This window comes from Shewanella sp. DAU305, from assembly GCF_026802235.1.
In the GTDB taxonomy this organism is placed as follows: domain Bacteria; phylum Pseudomonadota; class Gammaproteobacteria; order Enterobacterales; family Shewanellaceae; genus Shewanella; species Shewanella baltica.
This window is the reverse complement of the sequence record NZ_CP113808.1, coordinates 2,907,797-2,925,382: the sequence shown is the minus strand read 5'-3', so window position 1 is coordinate 2,925,382 and position 17,586 is coordinate 2,907,797. Positions and strand designations below refer to the sequence as shown.

Genomic DNA, 17,586 nt, shown 5'->3' with positions numbered 1-17,586 from the left:
TACTCTTATTGCTGATGTGCTGCTTACTTGGCTATAGAGCCTATGCTAGTCAGTTTTACCCTTGGCGATAAGTGTTTTATCGCCAAGATGATGTGTGTGCTAGTAAATTAATCAGTTTAGGTTTATTGCGTTATCTGGTTAACGTAAATATCGGTTGACCAATCAAAACTATTTTTGACACTAACAGTGTCATAGATTTTAGTTAATTGGAGTAACTGATTTTGGACATCATAAAATTCAAATTTTGCATTGTGATACTTGAGATCATGTTTCCAATAACCTAAGCCTTGATCAAAGCGTATTGAGAAGCTTAATCCTGAGGCAAATGTTAGAACCAGTTCTCGACGATGTTGTATGTTGCCTCTATAAGTCGAAACATCTAAATTGATAGGCATTTTTAACCCCAATTTAAACCAGTGTTCAAACATCTCACGCATTTCTTGCTGGTCGTCCCAATCGTGTTCGACCTTGGAGCCAGTAGAATCTTTTCTGTTATATAAAGTAAAAATGTCGACTCTTGGTGACACGGTAGCAAATGGTTTAAGTAATTCCCCCAACATTAGCAGTGACCAAGGATTTTGAAGGTAGCGATCACTGTATTGAATGGTTTCAATGTGTTGCGAGTCTAAAGCCTGTTTAAGCACTTCGTTGTTATCTTTTAAGGCTTGCCAAAAATGTTGGCCAAATTCAGTTAACAGACCATTACATTCTTTAGTTAGCTCTACCGCAATTTGGGTTACCTTTGCGGTTTTTTGCCACACAGAGGTATCAATAGACACTATAGACACATCTTGATGTAGGTTTGATTTAATTAAATATGAGTTATCTCTATGCTGTAACCAATTTTGATCTGGGTTTGCCACAGTGAGGTTATTACTGGCGATGGTAAATACTCCATCACTGTTATGAACTTGCGCCAATATATGGCCGCTGTCGCCGTTTACAGCTGAAACACTTGGGTTACCTTGATAAAGCTTAACGCCTTTGGCATGAAGTTGAAGTAAGTCGTCAATTATGACTTGCTCGAATGATGCTAACTGTACGTCAGAAGGTATTACGATATTTAATGAAAGCTCATCATTGAAATTATCATACTGCTTTAGCTTTCGTCTAAATGTACTTGCCGCTAAATCCCATTCATTTGGATCGTTTGATAAAAACAAAGATATAGCCGTAGCCTGCTTATTCAACGCTATGTGTATTTCTTCAAATGCACTTTGGCTTGCATGTTGTGATTGGGTAAGCAGCTGCATTGACTCAGGTATAGCTAAACTTAGACTGAAATCTTTTGTTAGCCAATCCAGAGCCATTAAGCGATTTAGATTATCGACATCGTGACGCGTGTCGGCATCAAGTAAACAAGCGGCACATAGGCTGTCGCATTGATCTTTACAGTGAAGCGTGTCATAGGCCTTTGATAGGATAGCGGCAATCATGGTAGACCCACTAGAGGCAAAGCCTGCTCCTCCACTTATCGTGTCATAAAGTTGTATTGCTAATACCGGCTGTGTATTGATTAACGTAGGTTTTATTGTATAACCCATTTCATTATTCAATATGCCTAAACTTGCTGCGAGTGCGTTACGCGTGGCAACTGCAAGGGTTAATGCGATTGATCTATTTTCTGTATTTGGTCCGGTGTCGTTTAGATATTCACCGGTTTTTGGGTGGCAAAGTACTATTTCCAGTACATCGGTTTTAGTTTGACTACCGAGATAAATATCTTTGTGAATATGTGAAGACCCTTCGCAGTCGTGGTGACGGCCATCATTTTTATCTTTTTTAGATCCGCGGATTGGTTTATGTGGCTTTTCAGGTGTTAATGTTGTGGGGAATTCACCCTGTGCGGTAAGGGATTCTGCGCGTCCACAACTCAGACACATTGCATAGCCTTTACCGTGTTCGCCTGCGCTGTAGTTAAATACACTTCCGTCTGTACCGTAGCGCATAAAACCCAGTTTAGGATTAGGTAACGGGTGAATTGGACTATTAACACTGACCCAAGCTGGTTGAACAGGGATATAGTGTTGAGTGGTAATATTGTTTGTTGGCGATGCATAGAAATCGGTGACAAAACCTGTGGGCTGAAGCACTTTTAATTTGTCTTCAACTTTTATTGAATGGCCACAATGAGAACAACACAGGTTACTGTCAGACGTTTGAATTTCTGTTGTATAACCTGTTTGCCCGCAGCTAACGCAGCGCCATGCTAAATCAAATTTTTGGGCATCTTTAGCGTCTGCAACAGCAATATTTTGCCAGTTAAGCGATACGCCAGCAGAACGGAATACACGGCCATCGATGACCATTTCAGCACCTGGTGCATACTCACGTATGGCAATTGCTAGATTGCGTGACGGTAAGCCACGCAAACGAGAGATATTGTCTTCTCGTTCAGCATTATTTTTGCTACGTCCTTTTTGCTCACGTATGAAATCTTCAATATTGGAATTATCCAGATTGACAATATCTGTAGGGAATCCATAACCGGGTAAAAATGCTTTTGCTGCTAGCTCACGTAACAAGTACTCGCGACGATGACGTTGTAATTCCATGCCTAGTCTAAATGCATAAGGGCCATCCTTTTGAGTGGTGCTGAGTTCTTTTTCAACACTATGAAGTTCTTTTAACCAAGCAGTTTGAAGCTCTTCAATGCTATTAACCGTTACATCGACTAATGACTGGATTGATCGACCTTCTAAAACTGTCCCCTTAGTTAGTCGTGAAATATCTTTCTCAAATGAATCTATTTGGGCTGCTATATTGGCTTTAAATCGATCACAAATACTCAAGGTTTCACTTTCGTAAAACCAGCTTAAATTGAGTGATGTTTTCTCTTTTTCGGTATGACCTACTTCTTGTGTTAAAAAAATACCCAGTAAAAATGCATTAACATGACGTTGTGTTAATCGCGCCGAGTTAAGTGAGACAATCGGCGCCGATATTAATGTTGTGAATGGCCAAGCCGGATTGTTGAATACTTGAGTATCGTGTGGGTTAGATTTACACAATGTAAAAGCTAAAGCTCGGGACTCTTTGCTTCGCCCTGCTCGACCTGCTCGCTGTAAATAGTTAGCTGGGTGCGGTGGCACGTTGTTCATAACAACGGCTGAAATACCGGCGATATCGACACCCATTTCCATGGTGGTCGAACAATTCAGCACATTAACTTTGCCCTGCTCAAATAATTTTTCATAATTTTTTAGACGTTCAGATGACTGCTGCGCCGAATGTTCTGCAGTGCGGTAGTAAAAGCCACCTTCGATAGTTCTATCGTTAATATCTGTCCAGAGGTTTCGAGAACGTAATAACTGCACATCTACATTGTCAGCGACTAATCTTCTAATTTTATTAACGCCAATTTGAAAATCTTCTTGTTTAGCCGAGAAGCTCCAAGCTGCTGGGAAATTGACTTCTTCACATCTAAAGTTACCACTATTCAGATCCCTCGGTAGATACGGGGTAATAGACCTTAACGTTGTATCTATAAGTTTATTAGTAATTGGACAAATGAAAGCTTTTTCAACGAATGAAAAAGTCATTTTACTGCGGTCTAAAAAGAACTGATTACCTTCATAGCTTAATATGGGGTGAAGCCCTTCTGTTAGGGCATCCCATGCATCACGCAATATATTATTAATAATATCTTTATCTATATTTTTTTCGATATCTAGATTAAAAGCCAACACTAGCAACTTAGCTAGTCTGTTTAATTGATTACCTTTAATTTGTGGCCATTTCTTAACTCTATTTTCATCATCTTCATTAGATAAAGGGTTTCTTAACGTTTTTGTTGCAAAATTACTTCCAATCCAACTTTTCCAGTCTTCATTTAAATTTATATAACTGTTTTCTCGGACATAAAAATCGAGGCACGTTTTTAAATAATCACGCCAATCCTCAATCGACCCTGGCCAGATACTGGGTAAACTAGTAATTTTATCGAGACCAAGGTAGCTAACTTTAACCATTCCTTGAGTTTCTAAGCTGTTTTGACGTTTAGGACGACGAGCAAACTCACGAACAAGCAGCAGCTCGGCAAGCTTTCTTGGTCCTGCAGAACCATCAAACACTTCTGGATTTGCATATTTATTATATTGAAGCATTGCTTTGCTTACACTGCCATGTGCAATCAAACTGTCTATCATTTGAGACCAAGACAATGTAATCAGGTTGAGTTTACTTGCAGTACCTGCCAATAAAGATGCAGCAAGTTCATTTAGTTCATTTGCTTTGTCTTTAAGTCCCATAGAGGCCATTTGTTTTGCTAATGCAAAAAGATCTTCGGGTTTGGCATCTGCATTTGGCTTTTCTTGGATAGGTGCTTCAAGTTGAGCTTTTTTTAGGATGTCTACAACTAATCCACGCAACTTTGAACGTTCCGCTTCTTGTTGCATCCGAACAGCCATTCTGGCTGTTCCTTGCCTACTATCAGTAAAGGTAATTAATTTCCGACCTCTTCCGGGTAAAGATTGAGGACCTTCTTGATCTCCAGGCTTCATTTCATGGTCAGGGCAATATTCTAAAATGGTTGGAACTACGTTAGCTACATAAAATGGCGCACCGAGAATACTCCGGCGATAGGGTAAATGACCACTAAACCCTTTATAGCTGCAATTCGAACATATCGGTTGCGTTGTTTCATTGTAAAAATAAGGCACGCTGTTGGAGGCTAAACTTGCAATTTCACCAGTTTTAATATCAATTTTGATTGGTGAAAAATATCGTTTATCATCTTTGTCTGCTTTATCTTGTTTACTAGACAAAACAATTTTTGAAATACTTGAAGAAGATTTTTTAGTTTCTTTTGATTCATCATCATCATCGTTACTTTCTACAGTCAGTGAAAATTCATCACCAGCATCTTGCTGCCATTGACTTAATTTTCCATTTTTATCTGCCCCCAATAGATGCGGTTCATTGCACTCATTACAAAAAGCTAGCTCAAGCACTGGGGCTTTAGTGTCACAATCACAATGAGTTCTACTTTTTGAATAAACGTAACCATATGGCCAGTTTGTTTTAAGCTCTGTATCTGCTTTTTTCGAACAGCTAGGATCGATACAGGTAAATAATCCACTGAACATACGTTGAAAATAATGCGCTCTGACTTTTAAAAATGCTTCTTTATTGGGCGCGGGTTTGGTCGCCGTCAGTAAATCTATCCAAAGCAATAAAGTTTGTTCATCAAAAGGTTTATCACCCAATAGATTAGACACTTTCTGATTTATGTCTTCTAATGTTTGAGGTATTGATGAGTTCACAAACACAGTTCGAATCGCTTTAGCAATTGATGAACTGGCTAGAGCATCAAACCTAGTGCGTGAAACGTCCAAACTAAAATCTTCTTTTTTTACCGTTTCATCTGCTGGGATAGACATTAAGTCTTTAATACTGGTATGTTTCTCTTCAAGTCGGGGTATTTGTGGAATGACCCTTTGGCCACCAATCACGGTAACTTGATCTTGGTTAACACCAGCCAGGTCAGCTAAGTATTTTTTGAGTTGATTAGCGGTATCTTTACCGGCGATCGTAGCCGATGTTGCCACGAATCGAACATCTTTTGCTTCAACACCAAAGGCTATTAATACTCGTCGTAATTGCAAAGCCAACTCAGCGGCTTGAGACCCTACATAAGTATGTGCTTCATCAAGTACAATCCATCTTAGTGATTTTTGTTTTTTTGATGCTGCAATGATAGGAGCATCAACTTGTCGCACCATCATGTATTCAAGCATGGTGCCGTTTGTGACTAAAATGGGTGCTGGCTTTTCTCGCATTAATTCACGTGACAAAACCTGATTGGGTACTAAATTTTGAGCTGATGAAACTTTAGCCTTCAAATTTTCTGTATTACCGTTGTACAAACAAAAACGCATGTTGTTGCCAAAGTGCTTAGTCCAAGCATCCAAACGCTCTTTTTGAGAGTTGATTAATGCATTGAGTGGATATAAAAATAGCGCTCGGACGCCCACAAGGGGCTCATTGGTTTGCTTTATCTCCCGATAAAGATCTTCAATCACTGGTACCATAAAACATTCTGTTTTACCTGAACCAGTACCACTGGTTACGACAACAGATTGAGGATTATCATTTAACAACATTTGCCAACTTTTCAATTGATGAGTAAATGGCGAATACTCTGCATTGAATCGATAGCGCCCATTATTTGTATGATCGAGTGCTGTGATGACTTCTTTAGACAGTAGTGTGCCTTTCAATTCAGATATACTGACTTTTGCAGGCTCCCAACCAAAAGTATGTTCAAATAAAGGTGAAGATAATAAAGACTCGCCTTTGCCACTCGGTTGATTTAATACACTTTTTAGGTGTGTTCTTAAGGATGGGTTACTAATACCAAATACACTCAATGACGCTTCTTGTGCACGCTCTGCTGCTTGCTTCGTTAGCTGTGAAAAATATTCCATAATAAAGCCTTAAATCAATTCTGAAAACGTTAATAAATGGAATGTATACATGCTTGCAAACCAATTAGGATCAAAGTCACGTACTTTCTTCAACTTAAAAATTGCATTTGATGAACTATCATAAATGTCTGATAAATTAGCTTTACCCGTTGATACAGCAGCTAAGAACACAGGTAAATAAATAACAGAGTTTTGGAAGTTATGTAGACTGTTAATATCTATCTGTCCGAGTGAATTATTTTGATACCATTTACTTAATTCGTAACCTTCACTATCAGGCCACACATCGTTTTCACTGTGTTCTCGTAATAGGTCTTGTAGCCAATCCTGTCCAGCTATGTTCATTATTGGTAGTGGTAGCTTAAGTTTGGGGTCAATCTTATTTGTAATCAGATAACTCACTAACTCTTCGCTAAAACCTGGTATATGATACAAAATAGATTCATACCAAGGCTCTGCTATCATTTTTACGTATTGTTTATCGACACCTTTTTGCTCTAACCAATCGAGAACTTGTTTATAAGTTTGGATGAATAATTCTGGTGGTGTCACTTGCCATAGAACCGGAAACTCTGATTCTATTCGCGCCATAAATTGTGGATTAGCTTCGAAACGATAAAAACACAGTATTAATGCTTTGGGGTTTGCCACAATTTCACGCCAAACTTGGAATGTTGTTAAGGACAAATTTTGATAGTTGCTGAAGAGTTTAACCAAAAACTCCCATCCACTATGTTGTAGGTTATCAGCCATTTGCATTACAACATCAGCTATCACGTGAGTATTAAATTTAGGATGATATGCTTGAACAGCCCGTTGTAGTGAGTTCACCTGTTGTTTTACTTGATCGTGATCAGCTTCGTCTTCTGACATATGATTGCTACTGTCATGACCTACGAGCAATTTTGCTCTGAAATTTGTCGCACTATTTGAGCTTGGTACTATTAACCATGGACCTTCATTTTTATCTACTTGCGGCATTTCATAATGACCAGTGGATATGCCTTCACTAATTAATGCTTCTATTTTTGTGGGTGTTCTTTCAGGATTGCTCATTTGCATTAGTAACAACTCTGCACCGGCTACAACATTTTGACCTTCCGCTGAAATTTTAAAAAAACGTTTATCTTCAGTTTCGTATATTCGGCTACTATAACGATATATTTTATATTTTAAGTTGCCAGAGAAGCTCGAAATGGTCATTGTGACCTGTGCATCCAGATCTGGGGCTAAAGAAAGTAATTCGTTAATTTCATCTTTAAAACTATGTAAACTTATAATTGTAGGTTGTTCACCAACACGGAATTGATGTTTAAAGTATGGTGGCGATCGACCTTGGTTTTCTAAAACAATATCTATTTCGAAGTTAGCAGAGCATTCAGCTGATGCAAACAAATGTAAACGACTGCCGAGCAGATCATCTATTGATAAGTGCTTCTTGAGAGGCTCCCCTATAGCATCAAATACAAATGCTCCTTGTCTTGGATAAGGCAGCTTTATATGAATTGGGGTAGCCATTAAGTTTGGTGTAATACTTAGGGTCAACTCTGATGGCGGTAGTCCGTCACAAGATAACTGTAAACAAACTCCGTCGGGTGTATCTTTTTTGATAAAAGTCACTCTATCGGTTGATATGCTGTAAATCATTTTGTTTTTTGTTGTTATATTTATTTCACCCTGACCGATCTGTATTCCTGCTTTAGTTGAAATTTTCACTCCAGGAGGTAACAGGCCTATTCGTTTTCGGAATAAGGTTTCACCATGTTGGTTTTTTAATGCAAATGTTTGGCGACCATAAAGTTCGTGCAACATTAATTCTGACTTAGGTTGGCCACTTATGTATTCAGTTAAAACATGATCCAAAGAAAGGTCACTGTCTATAAACCGGTATTTAGGCAGTCCTAGATACGTCGCACTAGGTTCCGTGTCGTAAGTTATCATGTCCCCGAATAGGTTAAGTCCTAACTCGGCTGTTGATGTATTCAATGATTTAACACGATATTTATCATCGTCAAGGGTTATAACAATTTCACCTTGAAGTAATATGAAATTGGGTTTTGAACTATGAATATTTTGTGGCCATGACGAAACTTCACCGTTAATGATGTTGTAATTAGACGATTTTGGTAATATTAAATACAACTCTTCTTTGTGACTAAATGTGGCTTGACCAGCATATTTATACTCGCCATCTTGCTTGATAAATCCAACTGGCATCTCATTGAGAAACACACTAGTGTTATCCAATAACCATCGAGCAATTTCGTTTCCACCTTGCCTAGCTACAACTGACAATTGAGTCTCGGATGATTTTCTCAAAACCCTAATACTTCGATTTCTAACTTTGATTAATGCGGACTCACCTGTTCCATTTATATATGAAACACCTAAATTTTGTAAATCCTGGGTTGATTCCGCCAAAAACAACTCTAATCGGTTTGATTTAAGTTGATGTGGTTGTGTTTTCATTATGAGTTCATCAGGTAAAAGCAATTTTGTAGTGATGGTTAGCTCATTTATATTTAGGTAATGTTCTGTTAATAACTTTTTATTAAATTTGGTGCGTTTAAAACCTTCATGACTTGCTTGTAATAACCAAGAGTTAACGATGTTTGTTCCAATACTGTTATCTAGAGGAATTGGGAAATCTTCGCGCCATTTGGGTGAAACATTATCTAGGTAGTCTGCGGGGTTTGATTTGTTTTCTAATGCAAAAATATCCACAAGATTGACCAGTTTTTCTGTCATTAAAGTGATTAATTGAATAGATTCTTGTTCATTAAATGCTTGAGGTAACGATTGAACATTGATGGCTACAAGCTTTTCAATTGGTTCTCCAAGTAATTTTGCTACCGCGACATTTTTCAAAATCCGCTTAAGGACTTGCCCAAATTTATTGTCATTGTTACTTAACAATTTAAATGGAAGTCCTCCTTCTGAAAACAGAGTACCTAAAAAATTACGGCGTTCGGTGTAAGTTTTTATAGGTCTCAGCCAATAAGATTCAATACCTTTAAGCACTGTTTTTTCAATTTGAGACGGAGTTAATTCATCCCCCAAATCAACCCATATAGCATGCCAACTCCAACCATCATTGCTTTCATAGTTACGCTGATACCATACGGAGCAATACAAGCAAAAAATGGCTGCCCATGAAATATTATTGTATCCATGAAGTTTACTGTCTTTATGCTTAAAAACTAGTTCTTTAAGTAACGTATATTCAGCTTCAGTTGCTTGATATTCATATAATGGCTTACCTGTAGGTTGCCGTAATCCTCGGTCTTTTAGAAATTGACCAAGCCATTGTGATGGGGTTATTAATTGATTCATTTTGAATGACTCCCTGTCATATCATTTGTTTAAATTCTTGATTTTTTTCAATTAAATAGATTTTATTGCCTAATTGAACATCAAATTGAGTAATGAAATCTTGAATAACATCTGCTTGCTGCTCGCTAAATACCCCATCTAATCCCATGTCATGGACTTGAGTAAATGGTGCATCATAAAGTTGGGATATTTGTATCGACCCATAACGAATTAAATGATTTTGCAACATGCTAATAAAACGCTGTTGTTTGGCATTCATGTGGGTATGGCTTTGTTGAACAAATTCAGTAAATTTTGTTTCAATATTGTCTTTATCCATTCCGACAATAGTGCGCAATATTTTGTCTAACGTGGCGGTTGATTCAGGGAAAAAATCTTTTAGGGTATTTAAATCAACGTTCGGATTTTGGGTATGCACAAGGGAGTTTAGTTTTGCTAAATCATCCTCTGTTACCGGATCGCCATTGCGAATTTTCTGCAGAACTAGGTCCGTTGCAAACAATGGCGAAAGTGTTTTTTCTACCTCTTGACGAAATATTTGATAGTCGATAGAGACAATTTTTGTTGGTCGTGTTGTTTCGCGTATTTCACTAACCTCTTCTTTTACGTCAATAACATAATCAACTGTTGGAACTTGAGCTGTTTTGTCGCGTAAATGAATGATACTGCGCAGTGCTAAACGACTTTGTTCTAATGCATCAAAGGTTAGCAAGTCCCAGTATGTACGGGTTTGAATGTTGGCAATATCTTTCGCTTTTGCACGCACTTCATTTAGGTGCATTTGTAATGACTCTACCTTGCCCATTAAACTTTGTTTAACAAGATCTATTTGATTGGGATCGGTAAACATTAGCATTTGAATGGTGGCAAATTCATTATCCAATTTATAGGCTTCAGATTGCCCCATTATGTTACGCCATTGCATTAGTGGTGCAATATACTCAAACAAATTGGCTTTTGTTTGTGGCGCAAATTGGTTAAGCGTTTTATCATCTTTACAGGATTCAACCACTTGCCAGTTATCGCGCACCGCGATAGTGTTCATATCAAGTGCTTTAATATCTTGATGGATAAGCTTTATCACGGCATCAAAGGTCGTTATGTCTGCCTTTTTAAGCGCGGTTTCAGCCAGTAACAGACGGCTTTCAAACAGTTTTTGAGTAAGAGATTTAGCCTGTTTTACATCTTCTTCGCTTGGGTCCATATCGAAGTAGTTGAAGTTTTCCCAGTGGTCAAAAATTAAGAAGTGGGTTTTATCTTTGCCTTTTCCGTAGAGATCTTTGCATAGGCGTGTGCCACGACCAATCATCTGCCAAAATTTGACTTTTGACTTAATGGGTTTGGCAAATACAAGATTGACGCATTCTGGAACGTCAATTCCGGTGTCGAGCATATCTACTGAGATAGCAATGCGGGCACTGTTTACTTCATTTGATTTAAAGTCATCAATTAACTCTTCTGCCCGTTCATATTTTGAATGGATAACGCGACAAAAGTTACTGCCTAATTGAGGATACATTTCGCCAAACAGCTGCGACAGGAGTTCAGCATGAGCAATGTTGCGGGCAAATACTATGGTTTTACCAGGTAGTTGACCGTCACTATCACGCAGGCCTTTTTCCATTAAATTACGTAAAATAACGCGATTGGTGTCTTTATTTTTTACCGCTTCATCGACTTGTTTAGCGTCAAAGTTTAACTCGTTAGGGTCAAAGCCTTGATCTTCTAATTGTGCGATTTGTTCATCTGTGAGGTTATCTTTTTTGATACCTTCGCGTAAAAATTTAGTGGTTAAACTAACAATTTTATAAGGTACTAAGTTACCTTCTTCAATCGCCTTTTCTAATGGGTAATTAGCCGTAGGCAATTTGAAATCACAACCAAATAACTGGCACGTTGAGCGCGATACCATTTCAACAGGTGTGGCGGTTAAGCCGACCTCTAGTGCATCAAAATATTTAAAAATATCACCATAAATATTATAGATAGAACGGTGTGATTCATCAGCGACAATTAAATCAAAATAACCAACATCATATTTTTGATAAATACTCATCATGCCAGGGTAAGTAGCAATGAATACCCTTGAATTTGTAGCTAACTCTTTTTTGGTTTTACCTACGATGTATAGTGGCTCATTGGTAAACTCATTAAAGGCATTGCCCGCCTGTTTACATAGCTCTTTACGGTCACATAAAAACAGTACGCGTTTGGCCCAGCCTGCATTGAGTAGCCGTTTAGCCAGCGCAATAGATACACGCGTTTTTCCTGTGCCGGTTGCTTGTACGATAAGAGATTTGCGATGTTTATCGGCGAAACGTTCACATACACGAGTGATTGTTTCCATTTGATACAAACGGCCTGCGACATTAGTATCGATTGGTGTTTGATTTAAATCTTTTTTAAGGCCTCTCTGTTTAATTAGATATTGCAGCGAGTCTTTAGAGTAATAGCCGTAAAGTTTACGACTGTTATAGCCTTGGGCATCGTCTAATATACGGATGTCGTAACCGTTAGAGTAAAAAATGATAGGTCGTTGATTGTACTGTTTATGTAATGCATTTGCATAAAGCTTGGCTTGTTGCCTGCCTTTTTCGACAGATTCACGAGTCCGCTTCGCTTCTATTACTGCGAGTGGTTTTCCGTCATCGTCCCAAAGCACATAATCTACATAACCTATGCCTGTACTGGTAGGCTGATCAGTTACCTGTACTTCTTTACCTACTTCATCTGTGCTCGTTTCATCAAGAGACACCTGCCAACCAGCAGCCCGTAGATCCATGTCAATGATCCGCGCACGTGTTTCTGCTTCGCTAAAGTTAAAACTTGCAGTGATAAGTTTGTTAAGCGCCTTAATTTCACCGACTTTTGCTTCATTTATCGTTTGCTTGAGTCTTTCGGCTTCTTGTTGGGCTTGTTTTTGTGCTTGTTGAGACGCCTCTAATTCTTCTAACGCTTTTTTGAGCCGAGCTTCATTTTGGCTCAGCTGTAGTGCTAGTTGTTTATTTTTTTTAGTAAATTCAGCATCACCTTGATTTAAGGGCTGCTTTTGTTCTGGCGCAGTAAATTCTGGGCAATCAGCTTGTTTCCCATTTCCGTAAGCCATAAATAGATAACAGGCAACATAATAGCTTTCTTTTAAAATCCAAATAGCTTGTTGTTGATCGACTCGACCTTCGTGTGCCGCTTGATTACCGCTTTTGCGTATTGCGTGAAGTTTATCGGTAATTAAATTGGGGACTACGCTAGTGAAATCATCCGATGTGAGCTTGTCATAGATATTTGAATTGGGAAAAGCAGGTAATTGAAGTTCTTTATAAAAATAGCCGACAACCTGTTCAGCAAAACAGCGAAGTTTAACCAATGCACTTTGTGGATCTGATATCGCATACTCTTCGGCAAATGCTGCTAATTGATGGAGCTGTGGCCACTTTGTTTGAATATGCTCAAAATTCATTGATTGCTTCATTCCGTGTTGCTTCCTTATGTCCCTACTGCATTCGCAATAACAATGCCAATCTGCCGCGATGGTTATTTTTCTATGTCAATCTGCAAACGCTTCATCCAATTGGTTAGCGTTTGATGATCTTTTAAGCCCAACATTTGCGTAGCTTGCTTTTTTACATTACCACTGGCTTTTAATGCCGCTTTGATATATCTTTTTTGAATATCATCAGTGAGTTGCACTATATCAATTTTATCGTGAAGAGACATAGATATATCAGTGGCTTGTTGTGGTTTATGTGATGAAAGCAAGGCATCTGCAAGATCGTTAGCTGTGATAATGCTTGAGTCGGACCATAAGCAGGCCCGATTTAATGTGCTCCATAACTCACGAATATTACCTGGCCAAGCTTGATTGGAAATAAACTCTATTGCTTTTTCGCAAATATTCTTACTTTGATACTGAGGATGTTTGGACCCAACGTGATTAATTTGGCTAATGAGCTGATTGACTAATTTTGGGATATCTTGCTTTCTCTCTCTTAGTGCTGGCATTTGGATAATGCCGACCGCGAGTCGATAAAACAGATCTTCTCTAAACTGGCCAGCGGCGATCTGTTGTTGTAGATCTTGATGTGTGGCCGCAATGATTCTCACATCCACATAAATGGGTTTATTGTCTCCAAGGCGATTAATCTCACCTTGCTGTAAGGCTCGTAGCAATTTAACTTGAATATCAAGAGGCAGCTCCCCTACTTCATCGAGAAAAAGCGTGCCGCCATCGGCTTGCTCAAATAGACCTGCATAGTCTTTGTCCGCCCCCGTAAAGGCCCCTTTTTTATGGCCAAATAATGTAGAATCTGCCAAGTTTTGCGCAAAAGCGCCACAATTGACGATTCTGATGGGTTTATTGGCCCTTAAACTTCCTTTATGGATGGCATGAGCCATTAATTCTTTTCCGGTACCCGTTTCACCTAAAATCAATGCAGGGACTTCAGCGGCGGCAATTTTTTGAGCTTTAACAATAAGGGCTTTCATGGCGGGTGATTGGGCAGTTAAAGCTGTAAACGCTGTGCTGTGCATGGATAAAGCACTGGCACTCGAGGCAATGTTCTTAGCGGCAGATTTGACATAGGTATGAATAAAATCGAGGGGGATATCCACCTCAATTAATTGATTATCTGGAGTGGTTTGTAAAAAGTGGGTATTGGGCTTTCCTTTACCTATAAGCACTGACAAAGTGGTCATGGTTGGCGTGCCGGATGTGAGGTTTATTGAAAGCGTTTGCGCTTCATCACTCAGTTTTGCTATCCAATGTTCGCTAGTTTTTGCAATTGACTGATAATCAATCGGGCTATTTATATGGGCTTTAAAGACTTGAATATCGTGAAAAGGACGCTGATTAATGGCCAGTTGTTTTTTTAAATAGCGTTCAAATTGTGGCCACAGCTGTTCATCTTTATTGGATAAAATAACTATTTTATCGAAGGGAATTTTGGATTTTATTGCCAAGGTTACAATTGCGGCGCCCTTGTCAGACTGCATGTTTTCAAGGTCTTTATTACCAAGCCAGGTAAGTAGTATGTTCAATGTGGTCACTCATCCATTAGTTTGTAAATAATATTACATCAAATAATTTTATTTACTACTAAGAAACGCAGCTATTAATCTTCTACGTACTCAATCACATCCTCTACTTTGCAACCAAAATAGTGACACAAAGAGTCGATGGCTTTGGTCGTCGTCGAGTATTCGTAGCTTGGGTTCATCATCTTAGATAAGGCCGTTCGATTAACACAAGCTGAATCTGCGACTTCCTGAAGTGTGATTTTTCTTCGCTCTCTGAATTCTTTTTCAGCAATTAACTCTTTGATTTTAAATCTAATCACTCAATTCCATCCTTAAAATACGTAAAAACATTGAAATGTTCCTTGTAAGAACATCGCCGCCATGCTTAAATGTTCCTATCAAGAACATTTTATCAAACCAAAGAACATTTCGAGGTATTTATGCCACAAACATTACTCAATGCAAAAGAACTTTCTCAAAGAATAAAGTTTAGCGTGCCTTATATCAACCATACATTGAAAGATAATGTTTTCATCGAAGGGGTTCATTACATAAAGCCATTCGGTGGTCGAAAAATTTTCTACATCTGGGAAGTAATTGAAAAGGAATTATTTAAACCAAGCTCCCCTGCTAAATTCATCATTCCAATGGCTAGAGGAGGTGTATGTCATGGCTAATATTCGTGCACGAAATGGTAAATTGTTATTTGATTTTACCTATCAGGGCGTTAGGTGTCGCGAACAGACCACATTGCTAGATAACCGGCTGAACCGTTCTCGTCTAATGGGAATGCTTAACACAATGGAAGCCGAGATAAGATTAAATAGATTTGTATTTAGGAATTATTTTCCATCAAGTCCACGATGCTCACATTTTGTCGATTCTGATGTGCTTATCGAGAACAATCTAGTCGAAGTACAAAAATACAGTGGATCAACATTACTCAGCAATATCCCCACATTCAGTTTATTTACCGCTGAATGGCTGGCTGAGAACCGGATACAGTGGAAAATTAGTCACTACAAGAATGTCGCTATGATATTTGAGCGTTACTTGATGCCTGAATTCGGGCATTTTCGTTTAGACGAAATCACCCGGCCACAGTTGATTAAATATCGGGCTAGTATCAGTGAACCGAAACGGAAAGGAAGGCAAGGTAAACTCAGTAATGACTGGATTAATCATGTTATGACTCCGTTGCGAGGGATCTTAAACGAAGCGGCTCTTCGTTTTGAGTTCCCAACGCCATTTACCAATATTAAGCCGTTAAAAATTGATAAAACGCCTATAGAGCCTTTCTCATTGGCAGAGGTACAGCTGTTTTTATCTAACGTTAGAGAAGATTTTCGTGACTACTATACGGTGCGTTTTTTTACCGCGATGAGAACTGCTGAGATCGATGGTCTTAAATGGCAATACGTCAATTTAGAGCGTGGTGAGATATTAGTTCAAGAGACTCTGGTTGATGGCAATGTCGAAACACCCAAGACATCGGCATCTTATCGCAGTATTCAATTGTCTCAACCTGTAACTGAGGCGCTTAAGCGTCAATTCAGCCTGACAGGGAGATTGACGTACGTTTTTTGTAACTCTAAAGGTAAGCCACTCGATCATCGAAATGTCACCAAGCGGATCTGGTATCCGGCGTTAACCGCTTTGAACCTCAAACGTCGTCGCCCTTATCAGACGAGACATACCTGCGCAACCTTATGGTTAGCCGCTGGCGAGAGCCCAGAATGGATTGCCAAACAAATGGGGCATAGCACGACCAAAATGTTGTTCGAGGTGTATAGCCGTTATGTACCCAATATCACAAGACAGGACGGCAGTGCTTTCGACCGCTTAGTAAAACAAATTCAGCTAGCTACATCAGGAGATCCCCATTATGAATAACGTTATATTTGCATGGGTTAAAGACATTAAAATCAGTGGTCATCTACCTACTGCTAACTGTGAATTTATTTCAAACCAAAAGACAATACATGCCATCACATCTGCAGATATTGCCAGGACATGTCAATTCAACTATGGGCTAGCTCAAATGAACATTACTCATGATAGCCGAGGTAATGTCGTTATCTGTGCGATGAAACCCATACTCACTCGTTACAGTGAAAATGAATATATTCAGTTAACTCAGCTACTGGGTTCGACAAAAGAGAAGTTGCTGGGTCGTTTTTTGAAGTTATTAAGCCTAGTGACTTGTCCTGAACTACAGCCCTTCGTCAATTTTATCTTTGAGAGAACAGACATTCTTAAGATATTTATCAAGGCCCAAGCCAGTTATCAGCATCACCATTCCTATGCCAATGGACTATTTGAACATAGCATAGAGGTCGCTGAGATGACCTATCACAATGCCAAACATCTACAGCATTCAGAAATCGAGTGTCAGACAGGACTGGTAGCGGGGTTATTTCATGATATTGGTAAAATTTATGCCATGTTAAACCAGCACATTGAACATTATGTGCCTGGCCCACATGAGAGCTACAACTTCGCGATTCTAGCTAAGCCTCTGGGTGAACTGGGCACCATCAACAGTAAGGTATTTGCTCTACTGAGCGACTTACTTGCTGCAAAACCCTATGGCCATAAAGTCCGCTATGCAATGGAATACGTACTTCAGCAAGCAGACCGCAGCTCTGCACAATCGGGGTATGTACGTGATCAGTTTAAGTCATTACCCGCCCACTATGATTTTAGAAAAGTCGGTGATTCTGTCATCCGAAGATTAAATTAAGTTGAGCAATCTTAATGATAAATGACGATAAAAAATGCTAATGTGACAACTGTTCCATCAGAGTTTCGT

8 protein-coding genes are annotated in these 17,586 nt (G+C 39.0%); 3 read left to right on the top strand and 5 right to left on the bottom strand.

Translation table 11 applies throughout. From position 1 onward, the window contains the following. Positions 1-122 precede the first annotated feature (122 nt). The 5 genes from OX890_RS12335 to OX890_RS12315 form a co-directional block, all read right to left on the bottom strand. Positions 123-6,428, bottom strand: coding sequence for a DEAD/DEAH box helicase (locus tag OX890_RS12335; RefSeq protein ID WP_268649305.1), 6,306 nt, complete (start codon positions 6,426-6,428; stop codon positions 123-125). A gap of 9 nt (positions 6,429-6,437) precedes the next feature. Beyond that, positions 6,438-9,761, bottom strand: a complete 3,324-nt coding sequence (locus OX890_RS12330; RefSeq protein WP_259565429.1) for an STY4851/ECs_5259 family protein — start codon at positions 9,759-9,761, stop codon at positions 6,438-6,440. A gap of 16 nt (positions 9,762-9,777) precedes the next feature. Continuing rightward, positions 9,778-13,230: a DEAD/DEAH box helicase family protein gene (locus tag OX890_RS12325; RefSeq protein ID WP_268649304.1), complete on the bottom strand. Its 3,453-nt coding sequence runs from the start codon at positions 13,228-13,230 to the stop codon at positions 9,778-9,780. Positions 13,231-13,292: 62 nt separating this feature from the next. Then, a complete protein-coding gene (locus OX890_RS12320; RefSeq protein WP_310473046.1) occupies positions 13,293-14,804 on the bottom strand; it encodes a sigma-54 interaction domain-containing protein in 1,512 nt (503 codons plus the stop codon). A gap of 65 nt (positions 14,805-14,869) precedes the next feature. Next, positions 14,870-15,094, bottom strand: coding sequence for a helix-turn-helix domain-containing protein (locus OX890_RS12315; protein ID WP_259528191.1), 225 nt, complete (start codon positions 15,092-15,094; stop codon positions 14,870-14,872). 120 nt (positions 15,095-15,214) lie between these two features. On the opposite strand from OX890_RS12315, the gene OX890_RS12310 reads away from it, so the two are divergent. From OX890_RS12310 to OX890_RS12300, 3 genes are all read left to right on the top strand, one after another. Beyond that, entirely contained in the window at positions 15,215-15,451 is a 237-nt protein-coding gene (locus OX890_RS12310; RefSeq protein WP_268649303.1) for a hypothetical protein, read from the top strand. Further along, on the top strand, positions 15,444-16,667 hold the full coding sequence (locus OX890_RS12305) for a site-specific integrase (RefSeq protein ID WP_259528189.1): 1,224 nt from the start codon (positions 15,444-15,446) through the stop codon (positions 16,665-16,667). Before OX890_RS12310 ends, OX890_RS12305 begins: the two co-directional genes overlap by 8 nt. Before the next feature lie 148 nt (positions 16,668-16,815). Beyond that, positions 16,816-17,517: an HDIG domain-containing metalloprotein gene (locus OX890_RS12300; RefSeq protein ID WP_159436990.1), complete on the top strand. Its 702-nt coding sequence runs from the start codon at positions 16,816-16,818 to the stop codon at positions 17,515-17,517. The last annotated feature ends 69 nt before the right edge of the window (positions 17,518-17,586 follow it).